Here is a 24,263-nt window from a genome sequence, read left to right as displayed (position 1 = left end):
TTGGAGCCGGTGTCGTAATTACGGGGCGTCAAGCACTGATTCCTCGCGTGCACCTTCCCGTCTCGCTAGCCGGACCCGGGCTGTCTGGCAGTGCCAGCCCGTCCCGACGTTGTCGGGGCTGCTTACCGCCCGACTCGACATCCCCCGAGCCGAACTGCCCCCAGCTTCAGCCGGATTGCTGCGACAACCCGGCGGTGAAGGTCTCTCACCTCACTCGATTCCACGGCGCCTCGTGGCGCACCCACGAGATACGACAAACGCGCCGTCCGCTACGAGGCGACCCGTACTGGCCGCAGCCATCAACGAGTGGCTGTGACCAGCACTTTCGAAACGCACCCTAGGCGCAGGGGGCTTTGAGTATCCGGTGGAGCCGGTCCAGTGCGATGCCCGGCCGGGCTCCGAGCTGATCCTGGAACGCCTGGACGGCGGCCCGGTAGCTGTCGCTGACCCCGCCGGGTTCCCCCAGGCTGTGGTGGGCCCGCATCCGCAGCGCCCAGCCCCTGTCCCGTAAGGGGTCGGCGGCCAGCAGGGCATACAGTTCGCGCAGCGCGGAACGGGGCTCACCCGCCTCCACACACGACTCGGCGAGGTCTTCGACCACGCGTCTGCGCTCCTCGTCCAGATGGTCCAGCGGCCCCGCCGGCCAGCCGTTGCGCGGCACGCCCTCGGCAGCGACGTCAGTGGTCCACAGCGACAGGGCCTGCCCCAGCAGCAGGGTCGCACGCTCCGGGTCGCCGCCCTGCAGGGCGCACCTGCCCTCCGATGCCAGCCGGATGAACCGGTGGTGGTCGCAGTCGTCCTCGAGCACGACGAGTTCGTAGCCGCCAGGGCGGGACACGAGCGTGGCCGCGTCGGCCGTGTGCCGCCGCAGGGCGCTGACGTGGGTACGGATGTTCGCCACCGCCGACCGCGGGGGTTCGCCGTCCCACAGGGCGTCGGCGATCCGGTCCAGTGAAAGGGTCCGGTTGGCCTCCAGCAGCAGGGCGACCAACAGGGCCCGCGGCTTCGCCCCGGGGATCTCCTGATCATCGATCCGGACCTTGCCGAGGACCCGGAAAGGAATCGGCCGGTTCTCGCGTGCGTACACACATACCCCCAGTGCAACGCCACTCGTCCCCGGTGGCGCGACCTCCACAGCATCCCCCGGGGCAGATGTTGTTGCAATGAGTTTCATGTGGTTGCAGAAAAATCTTGCTGCCGCTTCACCGGGGCCTGTGCCCGCTCCGTGCTCCCGCAGTGTTCCGTGCGGTTCATGTTGTCCCGAAATTCCGGGTACGACAAAGGGCCGACCCGTTCTCACGGATCGGCCCTTGATCATTCAGGGTGAGTAACGGGACTCGAACCCGCGACATCCTGGACCACAACCAGGTGCTCTACCATCTGAGCTATACCCACCATGACCGGTCTTTTCTGACCGGCCGAGAAAAAGTGTACAGGGTCCGAGAGGGTGCTCGCGCCCCCGTTGTTCAGCCGCTGATCCCGGACCTTGAAACGCCCGTGACCAGCGGCTTCCCGAGGTCCTACGACGGCGGCGCCGTCAAGCGTGTCGCGATGGCCTTGGCCTGCTCCGAGTCCGGCCCGGGCTGCGGTACGAAGATCGCCTCCCGGTAGTACCGCAGCTCCGTGATGGAGTCACGGATGTCCGCGAGCGCCCGGTGGTTGCCGTTCTTCTCAGGACTGTTGAAGTACGCCCTCGGGTACCAGCGGCGGGCCAGCTCCTTGACCGAGGACACGTCGACGATCCGGTAGTGGAGGTAGCCCTCCAGGGCCGCCATGTCCCGCGCCAGGAATCCCCGGTCGGTACCGACCGAGTTCCCGCAGAGCGGTGCCTTGCCCGGCTCCTTCACGTGCTCGCGTACATAGGCCAGCACCTGGGCCTCGGCGTCGACCAGCGTGGTGCCGCCGGCCAGCTCGTCGAGGAGGCCCGAGGCGGTGTGCATCTGCCGCACCACCTCGGGCATCGTCTCCAGGGCCCGGTCCGGCGGGCGGATCACGATGTCCACCCCTTCGCCGAGCACGTTCAACTCCGAGTCGGTGACCAGTGCGGCCACCTCGATGAGTGCGTCTTCCGTCAACGAGAGCCCGGTCATCTCGCAGTCGATCCACACCATGCGATCGTTCATACGTCCCACCCTACGGGGCGCTGCGTTGCCCCGGCAGGGTCGGGCGCCCGGTGGCGTATGCGTCGGAGCTCGGCTTTCCGTGCTCCGGCTGCCCCGCCCCGGCCGCCGTGGAGGCCGCGGTCACAGGGCCCGACGGGGTCGCCGTCAGGCCGGCCCTCCGGCTCGCGGACGTGCCCTGCGCGGGCACAACCGTCTCGATCGCCGTCGCCACCGGCTCCACGACCCCGCCCTGCGGGCGGCGGGCCCGGTACGCGGCCCGGTACGTCGCGGGGGAGGAGCCCAGCTGGCGCCGGAAGTGTCCGCGCAACGCGACCGGCGAGCGGAAGCCGCAGCGGCCCGCGACCTCGTCGACCGAGTAGTCGGACGTCTCCAGCAGCCGCTGCGCCTGCAGCACGCGCTGGGTGATCAGCCACTGGAGGGGTGCGCTGCCGGTCAGCGAACGGAACCTGCGGTCGAAGGTCCGCCTGCTCATGTAGGCGCGCGCGGCGAGCGTCTCCACGTCGAACTGCTCGTGGAGGTGCTCCAGCGCCCAGGCCACGACCTCGGCGAGCGGGTCGGAGCCGATCTCCTCAGGTAAAGACCTGTCGAGGTAGCGTTCCTGACCGCCATTGCGCCGCGGCGGCACGACGAGCCGGCGGGCCAGCGCCCCGGCGGCCTCGGTGCCGTGGTCCGTGCGGACTATGTGCAGGCAGAGATCGATTCCCGCCGCCGTCCCGGCGGAGGTGAGCACATCGCCGTCGTCGACGAACAGCTCACGCGGATCGACGTGGACCGACGGGTAGCGCTTGGCCAGCGTCGGTGCGTACATCCAGTGCGTGGTCGCGGGACGGCCGTCCAGCAGCCCCGCGGCGGCGAGCACGAACGCGCCGGTGCACAGCCCGACGATGCGGGCCCCTTCCTCGTGGGCGTGGCGCAGCGCGTCGAGTGCCTCGGCGGGCGGCGGCGAGGTGATCGAACGCCAGGCGGGCACCACGACGGTGCCGGCTCTGCTGATCGCCTCCAGCCCGTAGGGCGCGGTGAGTTCGAGCCCCCCGGTGGTGCGCAGCGGCCCCTCCTCCCCGCCGCAGACGAGGAGTCGGTAACGCGGAACTCCCGCGTCCTGCCGGTCGATCCCGAACACGGAGAGCGGGATGGAGCTCTCGAAGATGGGGCCGCCGCTGAACAGCAGGACGGCGACGACTTCCCGACGTCGTCGTCCGCTGAGCTTCCGTACAGCCTCCGTTGCGGCGGCGGAGTCCTGGCTCATAACGCTAAGCCCCCCTCGGTGTTCGCGTCTTCCTGGTCCTTACGGGCCTGTCGCTCCTGCACATTTCCCCTCGGTCTTGCACAGTCCCCAGTCTTCGACACCCAAGATCGAATCTACTGCGTCCCGTGGTGCCGTCGTGACAAGTTGACCCACCACCACTATGTCGATATGGCCACTTGGCGGGAAGCATTCGATCACGAAGCGTTCCACCCCCGGGCCGTGCAGGGAAGTGCGCCTCCCGTTCGTGGCCCGTCCCTGTCGGGTGGAAGCGTACCGTGTGGTCTCTTCTTGCCTGGTGGCAAGGGGGTTGATCGGCCAATTCACCAAGGAATCGACAGGGGTGAGAAGTTGGCTGAAAATATACGGTTGTGCATGCTGGAATCAGTCATTCGACCGGCGCACGACTGATTCCGTGCGACTGCCTCTGTGCGCCCCCTCGGTGTGGTGGGCGGCGGCGGGTTCGGACCGGCGGAGCAGGCTGCGGTGCCGATCGCGAGGCTGAAGCGACGCCGGCGGCATCGCTGCGGGATGTGCCGTACGCCACGGGCGACCGGTGCGAGCGGGCAGCTGAACGCCGCCCGGTGGGCGACGGCGGTCGCGGACCGGTCGGCGGTGGTGGCGGGCGGGCGGTCGGGCGGGCGGGGCGGGTGCGGGCACGGCGTTGCTCCCTGGGGCGCCGTGGTGATTCGATGCGGTGGTCACCTGCGGGTGGTGACTCTGTGATGCGAACCTGTCGCTGAGGGGTGTCCGCCGCGGCCGGTCGCCCGGCGTCGTACCCCGCTCGGGCGGCCTCGGTGTACCACGCAACCGGCATTGCCATTCGCGGCCGCCTCGGGCATGCTCCGTGGAACGTCGCACGTGCTTTGCGCGGGTCTGGGCGGTGGAGGAGTGGCGCCGTACCCTTGGGGGTAAGGGGTTGGGAAGATGATTCCCGGACACCGCAACAGCGACCACTGATACGCCTTCCCCAAGCCGCTCTCTCCTCACGAGGACTCTCTTCGCCGAGACACCGATGGCCGGTCACGAAATCCCCGAACCCGCGGACCGCAAGCAGGTAGCCGACCCACTGTCGGACCCCCTGGCGGTCGAAGAGCCACGTCATTCCTGCGATCCCGCCTTCCGGCATGGGGTCGTGGTCGGCTTCGACGGCTCCACGTCCAGTGAGCGAGCCCTCGCCTATGCCATCGGGATGGCCCGAAGATCAGGTTCCGGTCTGATCATCGTCCATGTCGCCAATCGGCTTCCGACCACGGTCTGGGCGGGCTGCGAGCCGCCCGTCTTCGTCGACGTACCCGATCACCGCACCGAGGTCCTCGGTCTGGAGCTCGCCTGCGCGGACTACCTCTCCGAGGTGCCGTGGGTGCTCGTCGAGCGGGGCGGCGACATCTGTCACGAGCTGGAGGAGGTCGGCCGGGAGTACTCGGCCGACGCGATCGTCGTCGGCTCCACGCACGGCATCGTCGGCCGGATCTTCGGCTCGGTGGCGGGACGGCTGGCGCGGCGCGCCCAGCGCCCGGTCGTGGTCATCCCCTAGGGCTCTTTCTCCCTGACGCGCGGGCGTTCTGACCGGATTGCCGACGTGGCGTCAACTCGCCCTTGAAAACAGGCAATCTACTCACCCGTAAAGGTGGATTGTGCGCTTGTGAAGGGTACATAAAGGTCACTGGGAAACAGCACCACTGCCTTTGAAGGGAGCCCGCCGTGGACAATGACGTCTCTGCGGGAAGCAGCAGCACCTCCACCCTCGGTCATCTCGCCCTGGGACTCACCCTGTTGGCGTTCGGCATCGGTCACACCCGGGTCATCGACGGGGTGACGGCGGCCGACGCCGTCTCGCTCGCGCTGTATGTCGGCGGTATCGCCCTGTTCGTCGCCGGACTCCTGGAGTTCCGCGGCGGCAGTGCCTTCACCGGCACGGCCTTCGTCGGGCTCGGCGCCTTCTGGTTCACCTGGGGCACCGGCGCCGATGCCCATGTCTCCGGTCATGCGGCGGGGCTGTTCCTGCTGCTCTGGGCGCTGTTCGCGCTGAGTCTCACCCTCGGGGCGGCCGGCGGCGGTCTGCTCGCGCAGGGGACGTACGCGCTGCTCTTCCTGGGGCTTCTGCTCCTGGGCGTCGGGCAGTTCGCCGGGAGTGACGGGCTCGGCAAGGTCGGCGGCTGGCTCACCGCGGTGGCCGGACTCGCCGCCTGGTACGGAGCGACGGCGGCGCTCGCCAAGTGGCCGACGGCGCTGCCGGGGCGTGCTGCCGGCCGGGGTGTGACGGCCGCCGGCTGAGGCAGCCACCGGCCGGTGCGACCTGGGGCGGCACCGGCCGACGGGGAGAGCGGCCCCGCACCTTTCGTGACGTGGTGCGGGGCCGCTCTCCTGCCGTGCGGGGGGCGGGCTACTCGACGGTGACGGACTTCGCGAGGTTCCGCGGCTTGTCGATGTCGCGGCCCATGGCCAGCGCCGTGTGGTAGGCGAAGAGCTGGAGCGGGATGCCCATCAGGATCGGGTCCAGCTCGTTCTCGTTCTTCGGCACCACGATGGTGTGGTCGGCCTTCTCCTGGACCTGGTGCGCGACCGCGAGGATCCGGCCGCTGCGGGCCTTGATCTCCTCCATCGCGGCGCGGTTCTTCTCCAGCAGGTCGTCGTCCGGCACGATCGCGACCGTCGGCATCGCGGGCTCGATCAGGGCCAGCGGTCCGTGCTTCAGCTCGGACGCCGGGTAGGCCTCGGCGTGGATGTACGAGACCTCCTTGAGCTTCAGCGAGGCCTCACGGGCGACGGGGTAGCCACGCACCCGGCCGATGAACATCATCGACTTGGCGTCCGCGTACTCCGCGGCCAGCTTCTTGATCTCGTCCTCGTTCTCGAGGATCTCGGTGATCTGCGCGGGCAGTTTGCGCAGTCCCTCGATGATCCGCTTGCCGTCGGCGACCGACAGGTCGCGGATGCGGCCCAGGTGCAGGGCGAGCAGCGCGAACGCGACCACCGTGTTGGTGAAGCACTTGGTGGAGACGACGCAGACCTCGGGGCCGGCGTGGACGTACGTACCGCCGTCGGCCTCCCGGGCGATCGCCGAGCCGACCACGTTGACCACGCCGAGGACCCGTGCGCCCTTGCGCTTGAGCTCCTGGACGGCGGCCAGCACGTCGTACGTCTCACCGGACTGGGAGACCGCGACGTACAGGGTGTCGGGGTCGACGACCGGGTTGCGGTAGCGGAACTCGGAGGCGGGCTCGGCGTCCGCGGGGATGCGGGCCAGCTCCTCGATCAGCTGGGCGCCGATCTGGCCCGCGTGGTACGAGGTGCCGCAGCCCAGGATCTTGATCCGGCGGACCCCGCGCGCCTCACGGGCGTCCAGGTTGAGGCCGCCCAGGTGCACGGTGGAGAACCGGTCGTCGATGCGGCCGCGCAGCACCCGGTCGACGGCGTCGGCCTGCTCGGAGATCTCCTTGTGCATGTACGTGTCGTGGCCGCCCATGTCGTACGACTCGGCCTCCCACTCCACGGTGGTCGGCGTGGCCGTCGTGGACGAGCCCTCCGTCGTGTACGTACGGAAGTCGTCGGCCTTGAGGGTGGCCATCTCGCCGTCGTCGAGGGTGACGACCTGACGGGTGTGGGCGACCAGCGCGGCGACGTCGGAGGCGACGAACATCTCCTTCTCGCCGATGCCGAGGACGACCGGGGAGCCGTTGCGCGCGACGACGATGCGGTCGCTGAAGTCGGCGTGCATGACGGCGATGCCGTACGTGCCCTCGACCGAGCGAAGCGCCTCGCGGACCTTCTCCTCCAGGGTGTCCGCCTGCGCACGGGCGATCAGGTGGACCAGCACCTCGGTGTCGGTCTCGGAGAGGAAGACGATGCCGTCGGCGACGAGCTTCGCACGGAGCTCGGAGGCGTTGTCGATGATGCCGTTGTGGACGACGGCGACCTTGTTCTCGGCGTCCAGGTGCGGGTGGGCGTTCTCGTCGCTCGGGGCGCCGTGGGTGGCCCAGCGGGTGTGGGCGATGCCGGTGGTGCCGGTGAAACGCTTGGGGACGCGGGCCTCCAGCTCGCGGACCCGGCCCTTCGCCTTGACCATCTTCAGCGTCGCGGGCTTTCCGGCCGCTGCCTTGCCGGTGATGACGATGCCCGCGGAGTCGTACCCCCGGTACTCCAGCCGCTGCAGCCCCTCCAGCAGCAGCGGTGCCACATCACGCTTTCCGATATATCCGACGATTCCGCACATAGAATCTCTGCCCCTCCATCGACGTCGTTGTGATGCCTGGTACTCAGCCGTAGACGATGCGGCGCAGCTGGCGGAGCGAGAGCTCCGGCGGCGCGACCGCCCGGTGCGGCAGCTCGGCCGCGATGCGCTCGAAGATCTCCGTGTTCACCAGGCCGCCGGACTGCAGTTCGCGGTGGCGGCGGCGGACGAAGGCGTCGGTCGTCTCGTCGAAGTACGCCAGCACGTCGAGAATCACCCGGGCGGCTTCGCCGCGCTGGAGCGTGGTGGAGCGCACCAGGTGATCGATGAGGTCGTCGTGCGACGAGCGGCGTTCAGGCACTCGTTGATATTGCGGTGAACGGAGCTCCAACGCAACAATTGTGCCCGATATCGGGCAGGGTCTGGTGTGATCACGCTCTCTTTCGCGCCCCGATCGGCGTCAGAACCGCTCGGAAGTCATTCGGAGACGCCTCAGCACCGCCTGTCCGGCGGCGGGCGGCCCGGGGCGGGCCCGCCCTGCAGTCGGCCGCCTTTTCGGCCCGTTCGAGCGCCTTGCGCGCCGGGTGATTCCGTCGGCCGCAGAACGGGGAAGTGGTCTACACCTTGACCACGCGTGAGGCGCACGATACGCATGGTGATGGTTCGTTGCTCAGGAGATCCACAGGTGTGAACCCGTCGAAAGGGACCCGGCTTGTGAGACTGCACAGGACACAGCGCACCGCACTTCCCCGTCTGCTCGGCTCGCTGCTGCTCGTCACGGCGGCCGGAATCTCCAGTGTCGGCGCGGCTCCGGGAGGATCCGTGGCGCACAACGGCCAGGCCTCCGCCACCGCGCCCCGTCCGCTCGGGCAGATCGTGCCCGCCCCCGCCGAGGTGAAGGCGGGCGGTTCCCCGTACACCATCACCGCGGGAACGAAGATCCGCGTCGACCACGACTCCGGCGAGGCCCGGAGGATCGGCACCTATCTGGCGGGCGTGCTGCGCCCCTCCACCGGGTACGCCCTGCCGGTCACCGACCGCGGCGGCAGTGACGGCATCCGGCTCCGGCTCGGCTCCCACGACAGCGGGCTGGGCGCGGAGGGCTACACGCTGAAGTCGAGCCACGGATCCGTCACCATCACCGCGCTCGGCCCGGCAGGCCTCTTCCACGGCGTCCAGACGCTCCGTCAGCTGCTCCCGGCGGACGTGGAGAAGAACAGCCGCCAGGCGGGGCCGTGGCAGGTCGCGGGCGGCACGGTCACGGACGCGCCGCGCTACGCGTACCGCAGCGCGATGCTCGATGTCTCCCGGCACTTCTTCTCCGTCACCGAGGTCAAGCGCTACATCGACCAGCTCGCCCTCTACAAGATGAACAAGCTCCATCTGCATCTCTCCGACGACCAGGGCTGGCGCATCGCCATCGACTCCTGGCCGCAGCTGGCCACGTACGGCGGGCAGACGGAGGTCGGCGGGGGAGTCGGCGGCTACTACACCAAGAGCGACTACAAGGAGATCGTCCGGTACGCGTCCTCCCGCTATCTGGAGGTCGTGCCGGAGATCGACCTGCCGGGCCACACGAACGCGGCACTCGCCTCGTACGCCGAGCTGAACTGCAACGGTGTCGCACCGCCGCTCTACACCGGCACGAGCGTCGGTTTCAGCTCACTGTGCGTGCCGAAGCCGATCACGTACACGTTCGTGGACGACGTGGTCCGTGAGCTGGCCGCGCTGACGCCGGGCACATACCTTCACATCGGCGGCGACGAGGCGCACTCCACCAGTCACGACGACTACGTGACGTTCATGAACAGGGCGCAGGCCATCGTCGGCACGTACGGCAAGACCGTGGTCGGCTGGCATCAGCTGACCGGGGCCACGCCCGTCGCGGGCGCGGTCGCCCAGTACTGGGGTTACGACCGGACGGGCGCCGCCGAGCGCAAGCAGGTGGCGGACGCGGCGAAGAACGGCACGAAGCTGGTGCTGTCCCCGGCGGACCGTACGTACCTCGACATGAAGTACAACAAGGACACCGAGCTGGGCCTGGCCTGGGCCGGCTATGTCGAGGTGCAGCGTTCCTACGACTGGAACCCGGCGACGTACCTCGAAGGCGCCCCGGAGGGTTCGATCCTCGGTGTCGAGGCGCCGATCTGGTCGGAGACGCTGACGAACAGCGACGAGGTCGAGCAGATGGCGTTCCCGCGGCTGCCGGGGGTTGCCGAGCTGGGGTGGTCGCCCGCGGCCACGCATGACTGGGAGTCGTACAAGGTGCGGCTGGCTGCGCAGGGGCCGCGGTTCTCTGCGCTCGGGATCGACTACTACCGGTCGCCGCAGGTTCCCTGGGGTGCGGAGTGAGGGCTTGAACAGGTGCCCGGGCGGGCCTGGTTGGACCCTGCCCGGGCACCCTTTGTCCTCGATCTCCGGACAGTCGCTCTGGTCGTAGGTAACCGTCTGAACGGTCTTCCATGCGTCTTCGGTGGCTGTTTCCGCGCGCAGCTGCTCCTCGCTGAGCCCGCGGCGCCAGGACCCGACGAAGGTCACCCCGCTTACGGTCGAACTGCCGCTCCTGTACGAGGTGTCGGCGCAGCGCCCGCACCTCGGAGGACTCGCCCGCGATCCAGACGTACGGGGTCCCTGCTCGGCCTGACCGCATATGAAGCTGAATGGGCTTCGGTTCAAGGCGCCCTCGGTGGCTCTGCGGGCGAAGGTGCCTTAAGGGCGCAATGCCCCTTCCGTCCCAACGGTTGACATGAACCCCTCCGTGCGCAGTACAACTCTCCCGCCGGTGACGAACGCTGGGGCGCCGGTCCGGAACCGACCGTTACCGCCCAGACGTTTCGCGGCACCCTGCGAAGAGCCTGGTCCGGCGCGGTCCGAAGGCACTGAGAGGGAGACACGCGATGCTGGGACCACGCACACGCCGACATCTGACGACCAGCGCGATCACGGCGCTTCTGTTAGCCGGGACACCACAACCGGCGTTCGCCGCCCCGGTCGAGGGCAGAGCGCTCATCGACGAGGTCAAGGGCTGGTTCGGTGCAGACGGTGAAGGTGACAATAGGGAGAGATCCCGGCCGCCGAAACTCCCCGACCAGGGGGTGCCGGCCAACGAACACCTCCCCGACGGGCGCGACGCACCCAAGCCGAAGCGGACGGCGGAGCTCAAGGAAAGACGCACGCCCAGCGCGCGCTACTGGAAACTGTCCGACGGCAGAATCCAGGCCGAGGTCTCCGGCGCCCCGACGCACTACGAGTCGGGCAAGGAGTGGAAGGCGATCGACACGGCGGTACGCCCCGCCGACCGCACCGGCTTCAGCCACGCCAACACCACCAACCTCGCCCGCACTTGGTTCGGCACCGACCCCCATCAGCTCGTCCGCTTCGAAACCGACCAGGGCCACTGGGCCGCCCTCGGCATCAAGGGCCCCGCGGTCCGGAAGCTCACCCCGAAGGCGGACGGCTCCACCGTCGGCTACGCCGATGCCCTCGGCAGCGGCGCGGACCTCCGGTACACCGTGGGCCACGGGTCGGTGAAGGAAGACATCGTTCTGGCGGCCCCGCCCGCCGGGAGCACCGAGTACACCTTCACGCTCGACACCAAGGGCCTTGACGCCAAGCAGCTGAAGAACGGCGCGATCGCCCTCTACAGCGAGAGCCAGGGCCCCACGCGCCCCGAACTGGTCATTCCCGCCCCGTTCATGACGGACGCGAAGAAGAGCGCGAAGTCGCCGTACGGGACGTCCGCCACCGACGCCGTCCAGCAGAAGCTCACGGGCAGGCGGGGCGCGTACGAACTGAGCCTGCGGCCCGACGCGAAGTGGCTGGCAGCCCCGGAGCGGCAGTACCCCGTCGTCATCGACCCGACGATCCAGATCGCGCCGACGTCCACCCAGTCCCAGGACGTGATGATCTCCTCGGACGACCCGACCGCCAACTACGACGGGAACTGGCGGCTGTCCGTCGGCAACACGAGCACCGGATCGTCCCGTGCCCTCGTGCGGTTCCCGCTGACCGGCGTCCCGGTCGGCACCAAGCTGGACTCCGCCGACCTCAGGCTGTACTACGACCAGACGCACACCACGGGCGACACGGAAGTCCCGCTGGAGGCGCACCGCGCCACCGCCGCCTGGGACGAGACCACCGCCACCTGGGCCAAGTCCAACGGCATCACGGGTGAGCTGTCCGGCACCTCGGTCCTCGTGGATGACCGGGACGCGGGTACGACCGCCGCCAAGGGGGCCTGGCCGGCGTCCACGAACACGGCGTACACGCAGTACGCCGTCAACCAGGACTACTTGTACAACAAGGACACGATCGCCGGGGACACCTACACCTGGCAGCCGCAGATCCCCGAGGACGGCACCTACCGGGTCGACGTGCACAACGTCCCCGCCTCCGACCGTGCCACCAACGTCCCGTACACCGTGACGTACGACGGCGGCTCCAAGGCCTACACCGTCGACCAGACCGCCGGGACCGGCGGCGTATGGAAGACGCTCGGCAGCCACCCGTTCAAGGCGGGCACGACCGGCAAGGTCGTCCTCGGTGACGGTCCGGCCTCGACGACCACCTCCGTCATCGCCGACGCCGTACGGCTCACCAAGGGCGGCGTCGCCACCAAGCAGCCCGGGGTCACGAACACCTGGCACTCCTTCCCCGTGACCAAGACCGTGCAGTCCTGGGTCAACGGCACCGACCCCAACCACGGCTTCGTCGTCAAGGCCCAGAGCGAGGCGGCGAACGCCCCCAAGGGCGGTCCGCGTTACGAGGCCGCCGAGTACGCCTACAAGGGCGAGGTCGCCAACTACCCGCGTCTGGTGCTGACCTGGGGCCGCCCCGGTGTCACCCTCGACGCACCCCAGGTCATCCACTCCACCGGCGCCGAGCTGGACTGGTCCGCGTACGCCGACCCGTCCGCCGCGACGACGGCCGACGACATCGTCGAGTACCAGGTCCACCGCAGCGTCTTCCAGACCTTCACCCCGTCCTCGCAGACCCTGGTCGCGCCCGTCGCGTCGACCACGAGGGCCTTCACCGACTCCACCGCGACCCCGACCCCGGCGGACTCCGCCGACACCTTCGGGAACGTCTACTACTACATGGTCGCGGTGAAGACCCGCGACGGGCAGGTGATCCCGGCCCCGACACAGATCGTCCGGCTGCCCAAGGCGGGCCGTACGACCGCGGTACTGCAGGGCGACGCGAGCGACACCACCCTGTCCAGCGCCCAGCCCACCACCGGCCACGACGCGATCTCCGAGTCCGGGATCAACCACCCCTGGCTGTCGGTGGGCAACAACTCCACGACCTACGGCAAGACCCGGGCACTGCTGAAGTTCCCCACCCTGAGCGGGATACCTGCCTCGTCGCGCGTACTGGAGGCCCAGCTCGACCTGTGGGGCACGACCACCACCACCGGCACGACCGGTGCGGTCTACGAGGTGCACGGACTGAACCGGGCCTTCGACGAATCCGCCGCATCCTGGACCAAGGCCGACGCGGCCACCACCTGGACCACGGCGGGCGGCGACATGAACCCCGCCGTCGCCGACACGGTCGGCAACGTCACCAACGACCCGGCCCGGCAGAGCTGGTACATCACCTCGCTCGCCCAGAGCTGGGTCACGGACCCGGCGGCCAACAAGGGCCTGGCCGTCAGACTCAGCGACGAGTCGGACACCGGACCGCAGGAACGCACCCTGTTCCTGTCCTCGGAGGCCGAGGAGCCGCAACTGCGGCCGCAGCTCGCCGTCACGTACATCGACAAGACCACGGACTCCACCTACTTCGCCCCCGACACCCCGTCGCGGATGATCCCGGGCGACCAGTACGGCATCGACGTCACCCTCACCAACACCACCACCACGGAGTGGAAGTCCGCGGACCAAGCCCTCTCCTACACCTGGTCCCTGCCCGACGGCACGGACGCCACCACCGGCGGCAACCAGCTGGAGACAGCGCTGCCGAAGAACGTCCTGCCCGGTGAGACCGTCACCGTCAAGGCGCAGCTGAAGGCCCCGATCAACTCCGACTCGGGTAACAAGCGCCTCGACTACGTACTCAAGTGGGACCTGCGCAACAAAACGGCCGGTACCTGGCTCTCGGCCACCGAGTCCATCCCGCCGCTCGCGCAGAACGTCCGGGTGGAGGACCCGACCTCCGACCAACTGGGCATGGAGAAGTTCTTCTCGTACAGCGGGAAGAACACCGGCGCCGGCGGCACGCTCATGAACAATGTCTACGCCGGCAACACCGTCTGGCAGTACAACGCCTTCAGCAACCCGGGCCGCGGACTGTCCACCTTCGCCCGCTTCGCATACAACTCGCTCGACACCTCGGACACCGTCCTCGGCCACGGGTGGTCGGCCCAGGCCGCCTCGCCACTGCGCCTCGGCGCGGCCCTCGACTTCCACCCCAACCCGAATCCGAGCGAGGTGACCCTGCCGGACGGCGACGGCACCTCGCACATCTTCCGCAAGCAGGAGGACGGGTCGTGGAAGGCGCCCGCGGGCGTGCACTACCTGCTGGAGCAGGGTTCAGGCGTGGACTGCACCCCGGACAAGGACGGTGACCCGAAGGCCTGGTCGCTGACCCGCCCGGACCGCACGCAGTTCTTCTTCGACTGCGACGGCTATGTGACCTCGGTGGCCGACAAGAACGGCAACACCCAGGCGTTCACCTACGAGGAGCGCAAGTCCAACAACAAGCCGGTCAAGTTCCTGCGGTACATCACCGACCCGGCCGGCCGGCAGTCGCTCACCCTCGACTACTACTCCAAGGCCGAGAGCAGCAACCCGAAGATCATCGACCACGTCAGGTCGATGACCGACATCTCGGGGCGCAAGCTGGCCTTCGAGTACTCCGACAAGGGGCTGCTCACCAAGCTCACCGACGGCGCGGGATCGTCCCAGCCGAAGGTGTTCCTCTTCGAGTACGACGCCACCCAGGGCAACAAGAACGTCAAGCTGGTCAAGACGACCGACCCGCGTGGCAACGCCACCTCGCTCGACTACTACTACCCGAGCGAGGGTGAGGACCCGAAGTTCCACTGGCGTACCCAGCAGGTCACCGACCGGCTCGGCGGCACCACGGGCTTCGTGTACACCGACCCGGACGGCAGCGCCGGCTCGGTGATCGAGACCAAGGTGACGGACGCGGAGAACCACGTCACCACGCAGGTGCTCGACGGCTACGGGCGCGCCACGCAGATCACCAACGCCAAGTCGGAGATCAGCAAGGTCAACTGGGACGCGGACAACAACGTAGCCCGGCTGGAGGAGGCCAACGGGGCGGTCACCACCTGGATCTATGACCAGAAGACCGGATACCCGCTGGAGCAGAAGGACGCCGAGGCCAACAAGAACGGCACCGCGGCCCGCACCTTCACCTACTCCACCGGCCTGAACGGTCACATCGCCGATCTCTACCGCAAGACCTCAGCCGAGGGCCGCACCTGGCAGTTCGGCTACGACCCCCGCGGCAACCTGACCTCGGTCACCGACCCCAAGGGTGTCGCGACGGCGACGCTGGACGACTACACATCGAAGTCCGAGTACGACACGTACGGCCAGCTGACGAAGTCGATCGACGCCAACGGCCACGCGACCGTCAACAGCGACTTCCAGCCCGTCGGCTTCCCGGCGACGATCACCGACGCCAAGAACGCGCCGTCAGGCTTCGAGTACGACGAGCGCGGCAACGTCACCGAGGTCACCAACGCCAAGGGCGCCCAGGTCACCCAGACCTACGACGTCTACGGCCGGCCGCTGGTGAAGAAGGAACCCAAGGACCAGGCGGCGGGCGTCTTCATCACGACACCAGCCCCGGACTACGACGCGAACGACAACATCACGAAGGTGACCGCGCCCAACGGGTCCGTATCGACCTCGGTGTACGACCGGGCTGACCAGGTGACCGAATCGGTCGTGCCCGGTGACGAACTCACCGACCCGGGTCGCACGACGACCATGACGTACGACAAGGTCGGCAACACCGTGACGGTCACGGAGCCGAAGGGCAACGCGACCGCGACGGTCGGCGACTTCACCGAGACGACCACGTACGACGCGGTCTACCAGCCGGTGGAGATCCGTAACGCCGAAGGCCGCAAGGCCACGTCGGTCTACGACAACGCCGGGAACGTCACCAAGGTCGCCGACTTCCGGAAGAACGCGACACCGGATCCCGACGACTACACCACCGCGTACACCTATGACCTGAACCACCAGATCGTCAGGACCATCGACGCGCTGGGCAAGAGCACCTCGGCGCGGTACGACCGGGACGGGCTGACGGTCGGGCAGACGGACGCGGAGGGCAACGAGGCCCTGGCCTCCTACGACGAGCGCGGCGCGCTGGTCGAGTCCAAGGTCCCGACTGACAAGGACGCCTCCGGGAACGTCGTCCACCGCACCACCAAGTACGCGTACGACCAGGTCGGAAACCGCACCAGGACCATCACCCCCCGCGGGGTGGCGACGACGGACGATGCGGACGACTTCGCCGCGGAGACCGTCTACGACGAACTGAACCGGGTGAAGGAGGAGCGCTCCCCGTACGACAAGGACGACTCGCGCTACAAGTCGCCCGACATCACGAAGTACTTCTACGACGCGGTCGGCAACCTCGAACGCGTCTCGGCCCCGCCGTCCGAGGGGCAGAGCGTCCGCAACGAGACCGTCTACTCCTACTTCGACAACGGCTGGACCCGCACGTCCAGCGACCCCTGGGACATCGAGACCGCCTACGAGTACAACGACCTGGGGCAGCAGACGATCAGCTCGCTGACCTCGGCGGGCGGCTCGCAGCAGCGGACCATCACGACCTCGTACTACGCGTCGGGCAACGAGAAGGGCCGCTCGGACGACGGCGTACCGGTCGGCAAGTCCGTCGTCCTGGTCGACAGTTCCGACAGCAACAACACCGCGACCCAGGGCACTTGGCCCCGTACGACGGCCGAGCAGAACTATGGCTACGACACGTTCTCGCACGCGGCCGGCGACGGCACAGCGAAGTTCGTGTGGCAGCTGAACATCCCGCAGAACGGCTCGTACGAGGTCTTCGTCCGCCACCCGAAGGTGACGGGCGCCGCGACCGACGCCTCCTTCACCGTCGACCACGACGGGGGCAGCGCGACCAAGGCCGTCAACCAGACGCTCAACACGGGCGAATGGGTCTCCCTCGGCAGCTACGCCTTCGTCGAGGACGGTCCGCAGAAGGTCAGCGTCACGGACCGGGCGAACGGCACCGTCCTCGCCGACGCCGTGAAGCTCGTCCGCAACAACAGCGGGGACACCGACACCGAGAAGAAGGACTTCGCCAAGAAGTACGACGCCAACGGCGGGCTGGTCGAGGTCAAGGACAACTCGCCGGGCGCGAAGATCGATACGTACCGGATCGCCTATGACGGCCTCAACCAGATCGCGAAGGTCGAGGAACTCACCGCCGGAGTCGTCAAGAACACGACCGCGCTCACGTACGACGAGAACGGCAACCCCGTCACGGCGACGCACGACCTCACCTGGTCGAAGATCGACTACGACGAGCGGGACCTGGTCGCCAAGGTCACCAACGCCGACTCGCCCACAGCGGGGAATCAGCAGGTCACCTCGCTGAGCTACACGGCCCGTGGCCAGTCGCTCAAGCAGACCAAGCCCAACGGCAACACGCTCGACCTGACGTACTACCTCGACGGATCGGTGAAGCGGTCCCTGGAGAAGACGTCGGCCGGCACGGTCGTCGCCCAGCACGACCTGGAGTACAACCCGAACGGCCACCGCTCCAAGGACGTCCTGAAACTGATGAACGCCGATGACTCGTCGGCGTACATCGACAACACCTACGCCTTCGACTACGACCCGCAGGACCGGGTGACCAAGGTCGACAAGACCGGTGACTCCACCGGTCTGGAGGCCTACACCTACGACAACAACAGCAACGTCGTGGAGCAGACGGTCGGCGGCGCCACGACCACCCACACGTACGACAGGAACCGCCTCCTCTCGTCCAGCTCGGGCGGCGTCACCTCCACCTACAACTACGACCCGCTCGGACGGCTGGACACCGTCAGCGGCGGCGGCCAGACGATTCAGAAGTACTACTACGACGGCTTCGACCGCACGGTGAAGACGCGGGCGGGGGCGGGCTCGGCGGCGAAGACCACGTCGTACGTCTTCGACCCGTTCGACCGCACGGTGTCCCAGACGACCTCCGGGACCGAGTCCAAGACGACGGCCTTCACCTATCTGGGGCTGGACAACCAGGTACTGCGCGAGGTCCTGGACGGCAAGGCCGACAAGTCCTACCAGTACCTGCCGTCGGGCCAGCAGGCCACCCAGATCAAGCACAAGGACGACGGCAGCAAGGAGCTCTCGCAGTACACCTACAGCCCCCGCGGTGATGTGGAGGCGATCACCAAGGAGAACGGCACCACTCGGGCGACGTACGGGTACACGGCGTACGGGAACGACGACAGGTCCCAGTTCACGGGCGCCGACAAGGAAGACGCGTCGAACCCCGACGCCGAGCCCTACAACGCCTTCCGCTTCAACGCCGCGCGCTGGGACAAGGGCGCCGGAACGTACGACATGGGCTTCCGCAACTACAGCCCGGGGCTGAACCGCTTCCTGACCCGGGACTCGTACGCCGGGGCTCTGGCGGACATGTCGCTCGCCTCCGACCCCTTCACGGGGAACCGGTACGCCTTCGCGGGCGGCAACCCGATCAGCTTCGTGGAAATCGACGGGCACCTCTTCGGAATGTCGCTCTCGGACATCGGACACGCGACGCTCGACGTCGTCGGTCTGATCCCGGTGGTCGGCGAGGTCGCCGACGTAGCGAATGGCCTGTGGTACCTCGCCGAGGGCAACTACGTGGACGCGGCCCTGTCGATGACCTCGGCCATCCCGCTTGTCGGGTACGGCGCCACGGCGGTCAAGGCCGGCAAGTACGCCAAGAAGGGCGCCGACGCACTCGACACGGCCAACGACGTCCGCAAGGCGGAGGACAAGGTCGACGACGTAGTGGACGCGGCGACGCCGCCGAAGCCGAAGACAGACGCGCCGGCCAAGCCGAAGGACGAGCCGGCCGCCCCGGCCAAGCCGAAGGACGAGCCGACGAGCTGCCCCCTGCCGAACAGCTTCGTGCCCGGCACGGAGGTCCTCATGGCTGACGGCAGCCGTAAGGACATCGACAAGCTGGTCGTCGGTGACCAGGTGCTGGCGACCGACGTCGAGTCGGGCGACTCGAGGGCCCGCGAGGTGACCAACACCCGTAGTCACGCGGGGAAGAAGTCCCTCGTCACCCTCACCGTCGACACCGACGGTACGAAGGGGAAGGCCACCGGCAAGGTCACCGCGACCGCCGGCCACCCGTTCTGGCTGCCGGACGCGGGCCGCTGGGTCGAGGCGGGCGAGCTGGAGCCGGGCATGTGGCTGCGGGCCTCGTCCGGGACGTGGGTGCAGATCACCGCGGTCGCGCATCCGACGCGGCAGCAGCGGGTCCACAACCTCACCGTCGACGCCGTCCACGACTACTACGTCTTCGTCGGTGACCAGGCACTCCTGGTTCACAACACCAACCCGGCGACGGCACCCGGGTGCAACGGGGCACTGCGTGGCCCCGGAGGACAGTTCACACCCAACCCCGCGACCCCGCCGAAGCCCGCCGCCAGCGGGACCCACGGCAACTCGCTCAACAGCTCGCGTCCGACGACGCTGTACCAGCTGGTCGATTCCAAGACCGGTGACCACCTCAAGTGGGGCATCACCAGCGAGGCGAACCCCATGGCCCGCTACTCCGGGAAGTTCATGCGCGGCAAGCGGATGGACATCATCGCCACCGGTACGCGCAGGGACATGACCGCCCACGAGAGGTTCCTGACCTCACGATGGCCCGGTCCTTTGAACAAGGAAAGCTGGGCAGGTAGCCTGCCGTCCTTCAGTCCAGGACCGTTCGGCTAGGAGGTTGTGTGGCAGCCGAGGAAGAACCCTGGGCGCCGCTGTTCATCGGTGCTGTTGTGGGCGGCCCCACCGCCCACAACAGGCCGGTCTCGGACAGCATCGGGCTGCTCGCCCGGCTGGCCGACGAGGCGCCGTGGCAGCCGACCGACGAGGAAACGGGTGTGGACGTGGTCTTCCACGTACCGGGCCCGCTCCTCGCCCCCGACTACGAGGGAACGCGCACGGGCACGCTCTCGCGGCGTGAACGCCTGATTACGATGCAGATCGCTGTTCCCGCGGACCTCGGTACGCGGGGGGAGCGCGAGGTGTCCCGCTATCTCGCGGACCGCCTCGTGGAAGCCGTGGACGTGGCCAGGACCACGGTGGCTCGCCGGAAGGCGACGCTCGCCGTCGGCCAGGCGGTGCCCATGGCCCGCTTCGTGGCCGAGCGCGTCCACGACGAGGGCTGACCCAGCACGACACGGCGGGCCCCGGGGATCACGATGACGCCAACAGCGTCATCACGATCCCCGGGGCCCGCCGCATCTCCGCTGACCGGAAGGAAGCCGAGACAGCCCATGGAGTGGATCACGACCGAAGGCGGTCCGCTGATCGCCGTGCCCGAGTCCGTACTCGGAGCGTGGAAGGGCGCCGAAGACCTGGAAGACGAGGACGGAGACGTCGACGAGGAAGCCGGCGACTACGGGCGGGCCTGTGCGGTGGACGACTACGCCGGCGTGATCGACGTCGGCGGCACACCGGCCCTCGTCCTGGGCGACGACCCCGCCCCGACGGTCTACCTCCCGGAACACTCGCTCTTCGTGCGCCGCTTGGCAGCCGACAGCGAGGAGGCCGCGCTTGCCGCCCTCGGGCAGGCGCTGGAAAGGGCGGAGTGGGAGGAGTCGGCCGACTGGGATGTGCCGGGTCCGGTCGTCCTCTTCGATTCCGCCTACTCCGCCGAGGATCTCGGCAGCACAGGGTCCCTGCGAATGGACCTCGCGCCGGGGTGCTACCGGGTCGAGTCGGCGTACGTGGAGCCGGACGACGACACCTGGCTCGTGCTGATCAGACTGGCCGCCGCTGAGGGGGCGTGACGGAATGAGCGCCGAACTCGGGTGGACCGTCGAGGAATTGCGCTCCGCGCCCTCCTCGCGGAGCGAGTGGCGACTGCTGAACTAGTGCCGTGACCGGCAATGTTTGCCCGGAAGGAGCGTCGTCCAGTGCGTGCGATCGCAAGGCGGCCGGAAGTCCTTGGATGGGGTCTCCCCTGCTCGAACGAAGTTGAGAGCTTGGGGAAGGAGCTACCAGGGCTTTTGGCCAACGCAGCGAGCGTGCGTGCTGGGCGGCGCGACGGGGCAAAGCTTGCCGGGAGGGGCACTAGCTGCCTGCCGGGGCCCCGGCCGCCGGCTCCGGTCCGCGCGTTCCTCACGGTCGCGGACGGGGCGGCCTGCGGCGACGTGGGCCGACTGCCGGTGTGAGCTCGAACCTGGGCACGGCGGGAAGCCGTAGGCCGATGGACTTCATGGAGATCCGATTCGACAGGGCGCTTCCGGTCGACCGGGATGATGTCGAGGACGAGCTGAACGACGCGCTGGGCGGTTTCGGAGAGGTGAGCGGCGCGGGTTCCGGAGCGTTCGGGGCGCATCTCGACGTCGATATCGACCCCGAGGCAGAGCGGGACGAGGCCGTTGACCGCGTCCTGGGCGTGCTCGGCCGACTGGGTCTGGCCGGGCTCGCCCGGATCCGGCCCGGTGACGGAACGGAATGGATCGACGCCGGGGCGGCCTGAAGGGGGTTCACAACTGCTGAGCCAGCACTCCGTTTTGGCGAACATGGGCACGATTGAGTGAACGGTGTGACGATCGGTGGGTGTTTCTGGCGTGGTGTGCGTAACGTACGTGACGCGATCTGGGACGCCGGGTGTGGCGTCAGCAGTCGGGGCCCCCGTGTCACCAGCGAGATGGTTCGGGGCCTCCCCGTCGCCTCTGGCCACACCCATATGGCCAGGTCGTAGGGATTCCGCCCACTTGGGACGGACCGCATACGGGATATGCGTCGCCGACCAGGATGCGAAAGCGGAGGACCAGCGCGCCCAAGACCGTTCGGGGCGTGCCGATGAGTCGGGGCTCACTCCTGCTCACTGCCCAGGAACGGTTTGGTGGCAGCCGGGGAAGAACCGTGGGCCCCGCTCTTCATCGGCGCTGTTGTGGGCGGCCCCACCGCCCACGACAGGCCGGTCTCGGACGGCATCGGACTGCTCGCCCGGCCGGCCACTCGAGCACATCACCACCCGAAACGTCGACCGGCGGGCCGCCTATGCGGTCACTGACTGGCTGCTCGGTCAGGAACGCACCATGAGGGTGCTCGTACCAGAAGTCTCGGCCGGCACGTTGCGCAAGGCGCGCGGGATCCAGACCCGGTACGCCGCGCTGACCATGGACCTCGCCGACGCGGTGAACGTGGTTCTGGCCGAGGCGTACGAGACCGAGTGTGTCCTGACGCTCGACCGCCGGGACTTCCGCGCCGTGCGACCGTTGACCGGTCACAAGGCGTTCCGGCTACTGCCCGACGACCTCTGATTCTCGCTGCCTGGCCGGACGGGCTTGACGTTCGAGCCCGTCCGGCCGGTAACGGCAGAGAGCAACCGGTCGGGTCCGCCCGTCGCAGTCTTGACGTAGTGTCGGTCCGGGTCGCCGGTGTTGGAGAAGGTACGGATGGACTGCTGCGCGAGGTAGGTGTGGTCGCGCTCGCCCAGGCAGACCGGATGTGGTCGTCTTCGACAGGTCCCACGACATGGCGGGCGTGGTCGACGAATTCGTCGGCCCGTTCGTCACGCTGTCGCGCCCCACCGGCCTCACCTGCAGAGTCCTCGGCCTCAGTGCGGCCGGGTACGGCTTACGAGCGGCGGTAGTTGACGGCCATCGAGACGCTGCATCGGCTGCGGCACAACGGCTTGGTCGGGTGACCGGACCGCGGAAAGGCTCGGGCTTCCGGGACCTCCTGTGAACCGGCCCGGCGGGGCGGAATACGATCTCCGGATGATCGAAGGCAAGTTGGTAAGGCTTCGCGCACTGCGCGCGGAGGATGCGGAGCATCACCTCCGGTGGCGCAACGATCCGGAGGTGGTGCACTGGGCCACCGGCGGCAACCCGTGCTTCGGCCCGGTCACGGCCGAGGCCGTCGAGCTCGGTTTCGAGACGATGCTGCGGCTGAACCCGAGGGAGTCCGCCGTCTTCACAGTCGAGGACCTCGCCGACGGCGCAGTGATCGGCATGGTGGACTACCGGGACCTGGACCCGTTCGCCGGGCTGGCCACCGTGGGCGTCACCATCGGCGCCCGAGACCGCTGGGGCCGCGGCCACGGCTCCGACGCACTGCGGCTGCTGGTGGGGCACCTGTTCGGGGTCTTCGAGCTGCACCGGATCGAGCTGGACACCTGGAGCGGCAACGAGCGGGCCGTCCGCGCCTTCACCAAGGCGGGCTTCCGCGAGGAGGGCCGACGCCGGGCCACCGTGCTGGTGGCGGGCAAGCGGTACGACACCGTGCTGTTCGGAATGCTCCGCGAGGAGTGGCCGGGCGTGACGAGCTGATCGCCCACCCGGCCCCTGCCCGGCGACCGTCAGGCCGGCAGCCCCAGCTCCCGGGCGATCAGCATCCGCTGCACCTCGCTCGTTCCCTCGCCGATCTCCAGGATCTTCGAGTCGCGCCACATCCGCGCCACCGGGTACTCGTTCATGAAGCCGTACCCGCCGTGGATCTGGGTCGCCTCGCGGGCGTTGTCCACCGCCACCGTCGACGAGTACAGCTTGGCGAGTGCCGCTTCCTTCTTGAACGGTTCGCCCGCCAGCAGCCTGGACGCCGCGTCCCGCCAGCCGATCCGGGCCATGTGCGCCCGCATCTCCATGTCAGCGATCTTGAACTGGATGGCCTGGTTGGCGCCGATCGGCCGGCCGAAGGCGTGCCGCTCCTTGGCGTACTTCACCGACTCGTCCACACAGCCCTGCGCCAGACCCGTGGACAGCGCCGAGATCGCGATCCGTCCCTCGTCGAGGATCCGCAGGAACTGCGCGTACCCGCGGCCCTCCTGGCCCAGCAGGTTCGCCGCCGGGACCCGGACGTCCGAGAAGGACAGCTCACGGGTGTCCGACGCGTTCCAGCCGACCTTGGAGTACGGAGCGGCGACCGTGAAGCCGGGGGTGCCGGACGGCACGATGATCGACGAGATGAGCGGGGCGCCGTTCTCCTTGCGACCGGTCACCGCCGTGACCGTGACGAGCGCGGTGATGTCCGTACCGGAGTTGGTGATGAAGCACTTGGAGCCGTTGATCACCCACTCGTCCCCGTCGCGCACCGCCGTTGTCCGGGTGCCGCCCGCGTCCGACCCGCCGTCCGGCTCGGTCAGTCCGAAGGCACCCAGCGCCTCGCCCGAGCAGAGCTTCGGCAGCCACTGCTGCTTCTGCTCCTCCGTACCGAACCGGTAGACCGGCATGGCGCCGAGCGAGACCCCGGCCTCCAGGGTGATCGCGACGGACGAGTCGACGCGGGCCAGCTCCTCCAGGGCGATCCCGAGGGCGAGATAGTCGCCGCCCATGCCGCCGTACTCCTCCGGGAACGGCAGCCCGAACAGGCCCATCCGCCCCATCTCGCGCACGATCTCGTACGGGAACTCATGGCGCTCGTAGAAGTCGCCGATCTTCGGGGCGACCACGTCGTGCGCGAACTCCTCTACAGTGCGGCGCAGTTCCTCGTGTTCGGCGGTCAACCGGTGGTCCAGAGACATGGCGGGG

Annotated in this window: 15 protein-coding genes, 1 tRNA gene and 2 pseudogenes; 9 read left to right on the top strand and 9 right to left on the bottom strand. The window is 68.6% G+C overall.

The window, feature by feature from the left end; translation table 11 throughout:
- Nucleotides 1-337 precede the first annotated feature (337 nt).
- The 4 genes from AB0I23_RS05675 to AB0I23_RS05660 form a co-directional block, all read right to left on the bottom strand.
- Nucleotides 338-1,087, bottom strand: a complete 750-nt coding sequence (locus tag AB0I23_RS05675) for an AfsR/SARP family transcriptional regulator (protein ID WP_359107131.1) — start codon at nt 1,085-1,087, stop codon at nt 338-340.
- A gap of 235 nt (nt 1,088-1,322) precedes the next feature.
- Nucleotides 1,323-1,395 (bottom strand) — tRNA-His (locus tag AB0I23_RS05670).
- A 125-nt stretch (nt 1,396-1,520) separates the two neighbouring features.
- Nucleotides 1,521-2,123 carry an oligoribonuclease gene (gene orn / locus AB0I23_RS05665; protein WP_327246216.1) on the bottom strand — a complete coding sequence of 201 codons (603 nt, stop codon included), beginning with the start codon at nt 2,121-2,123 and terminating at the stop codon, nt 1,521-1,523.
- Between the two features lie 10 nt (nt 2,124-2,133).
- Nucleotides 2,134-3,369 (bottom strand): helix-turn-helix domain-containing protein, encoded by a 1,236-nt coding sequence (locus AB0I23_RS05660; protein ID WP_359107129.1) that lies wholly within the window; start codon nt 3,367-3,369, stop codon nt 2,134-2,136.
- Between the two features lie 1,012 nt (nt 3,370-4,381).
- On the opposite strand from AB0I23_RS05660, the gene AB0I23_RS05655 reads away from it, so the two are divergent.
- Nucleotides 4,382-4,903: a universal stress protein gene (locus AB0I23_RS05655; RefSeq protein ID WP_037694266.1), complete on the top strand. Its 522-nt coding sequence runs from the start codon at nt 4,382-4,384 to the stop codon at nt 4,901-4,903.
- 167 nt (nt 4,904-5,070) lie between these two features.
- Complete coding sequence (locus tag AB0I23_RS05650; RefSeq protein WP_359107127.1) at nt 5,071-5,643, top strand: acetate uptake transporter; 573 nt, start codon at nt 5,071-5,073, stop codon at nt 5,641-5,643.
- A 109-nt stretch (nt 5,644-5,752) separates the two neighbouring features.
- Here AB0I23_RS05650 and glmS read toward each other — a convergent pair whose 3' ends face one another.
- Together glmS and AB0I23_RS05640 are read right to left on the bottom strand one after the other, a co-directional pair.
- Complete coding sequence (gene glmS / locus AB0I23_RS05645) at nt 5,753-7,582, bottom strand: glutamine--fructose-6-phosphate transaminase (isomerizing) (RefSeq protein WP_359107125.1); 1,830 nt, start codon at nt 7,580-7,582, stop codon at nt 5,753-5,755.
- A 43-nt stretch (nt 7,583-7,625) separates the two neighbouring features.
- Nucleotides 7,626-7,901 carry a hypothetical protein gene (locus AB0I23_RS05640; RefSeq protein ID WP_037694258.1) on the bottom strand — a complete coding sequence of 92 codons (276 nt, stop codon included), beginning with the start codon at nt 7,899-7,901 and terminating at the stop codon, nt 7,626-7,628.
- Nucleotides 7,902-8,254: 353 nt separating this feature from the next.
- Between AB0I23_RS05640 and AB0I23_RS05635 the strand changes: the two genes are divergently transcribed.
- Nucleotides 8,255-9,892: a beta-N-acetylhexosaminidase gene (locus AB0I23_RS05635; RefSeq protein ID WP_359107123.1), complete on the top strand. Its 1,638-nt coding sequence runs from the start codon at nt 8,255-8,257 to the stop codon at nt 9,890-9,892.
- 126 nt (nt 9,893-10,018) lie between these two features.
- Here AB0I23_RS05635 and AB0I23_RS05630 read toward each other — a convergent pair.
- Nucleotides 10,019-10,172 (bottom strand): annotated as a pseudogene (locus tag AB0I23_RS05630) (SIP domain-containing protein); the annotation flags it as partial.
- Between the two features lie 265 nt (nt 10,173-10,437).
- On the opposite strand from AB0I23_RS05630, the gene AB0I23_RS05625 reads away from it, so the two are divergent.
- The 5 genes from AB0I23_RS05625 to AB0I23_RS05605 all read left to right on the top strand — a co-directional run bounded on the left by AB0I23_RS05625 (nt 10,438) and on the right by AB0I23_RS05605 (nt 22,055).
- A complete protein-coding gene (locus tag AB0I23_RS05625; RefSeq protein WP_359107121.1) occupies nt 10,438-19,497 on the top strand; it encodes a DNRLRE domain-containing protein in 9,060 nt (3,019 codons plus the stop codon).
- A gap of 8 nt (nt 19,498-19,505) precedes the next feature.
- On the top strand, nt 19,506-19,946 hold the full coding sequence (locus AB0I23_RS05620) for a hypothetical protein (RefSeq protein ID WP_359107119.1): 441 nt from the start codon (nt 19,506-19,508) through the stop codon (nt 19,944-19,946).
- 108 nt (nt 19,947-20,054) lie between these two features.
- Complete coding sequence (locus tag AB0I23_RS05615) at nt 20,055-20,570, top strand: Imm21 family immunity protein (protein WP_359107117.1); 516 nt, start codon at nt 20,055-20,057, stop codon at nt 20,568-20,570.
- Between the two features lie 428 nt (nt 20,571-20,998).
- On the top strand, nt 20,999-21,265 hold the full coding sequence (locus AB0I23_RS05610) for a hypothetical protein (protein ID WP_359107115.1): 267 nt from the start codon (nt 20,999-21,001) through the stop codon (nt 21,263-21,265).
- Nucleotides 21,266-21,830: 565 nt separating this feature from the next.
- Nucleotides 21,831-22,055 carry a hypothetical protein gene (locus AB0I23_RS05605; RefSeq protein WP_359107113.1) on the top strand — a complete coding sequence of 75 codons (225 nt, stop codon included), beginning with the start codon at nt 21,831-21,833 and terminating at the stop codon, nt 22,053-22,055.
- A gap of 83 nt (nt 22,056-22,138) precedes the next feature.
- Here the strand turns inward: AB0I23_RS05605 and AB0I23_RS05600 are convergent.
- A pseudogene (locus tag AB0I23_RS05600) lies at nt 22,139-22,249 on the bottom strand (IucA/IucC family protein); the annotation flags it as partial.
- A gap of 265 nt (nt 22,250-22,514) precedes the next feature.
- On the opposite strand from AB0I23_RS05600, the gene AB0I23_RS05595 reads away from it, so the two are divergent.
- Nucleotides 22,515-23,066, top strand: a complete 552-nt coding sequence (locus AB0I23_RS05595) for a GNAT family N-acetyltransferase (RefSeq protein WP_359107111.1) — start codon at nt 22,515-22,517, stop codon at nt 23,064-23,066.
- A 29-nt stretch (nt 23,067-23,095) separates the two neighbouring features.
- Here the strand turns inward: AB0I23_RS05595 and AB0I23_RS05590 are convergent, their stop codons facing one another.
- Nucleotides 23,096-24,256 (bottom strand): acyl-CoA dehydrogenase family protein, encoded by a 1,161-nt coding sequence (locus AB0I23_RS05590; RefSeq protein WP_359107109.1) that lies wholly within the window; start codon nt 24,254-24,256, stop codon nt 23,096-23,098.
- Nucleotides 24,257-24,263: the final 7 nt, after the last annotated feature.

It is taken from the genome of Streptomyces atratus, assembly GCF_040655115.1.
GTDB classification, from domain to species: Bacteria; Actinomycetota; Actinomycetes; order Streptomycetales; family Streptomycetaceae; genus Streptomyces; species Streptomyces atratus_D.
This window is presented reverse-complemented; position numbering and strand designations above follow the sequence as displayed.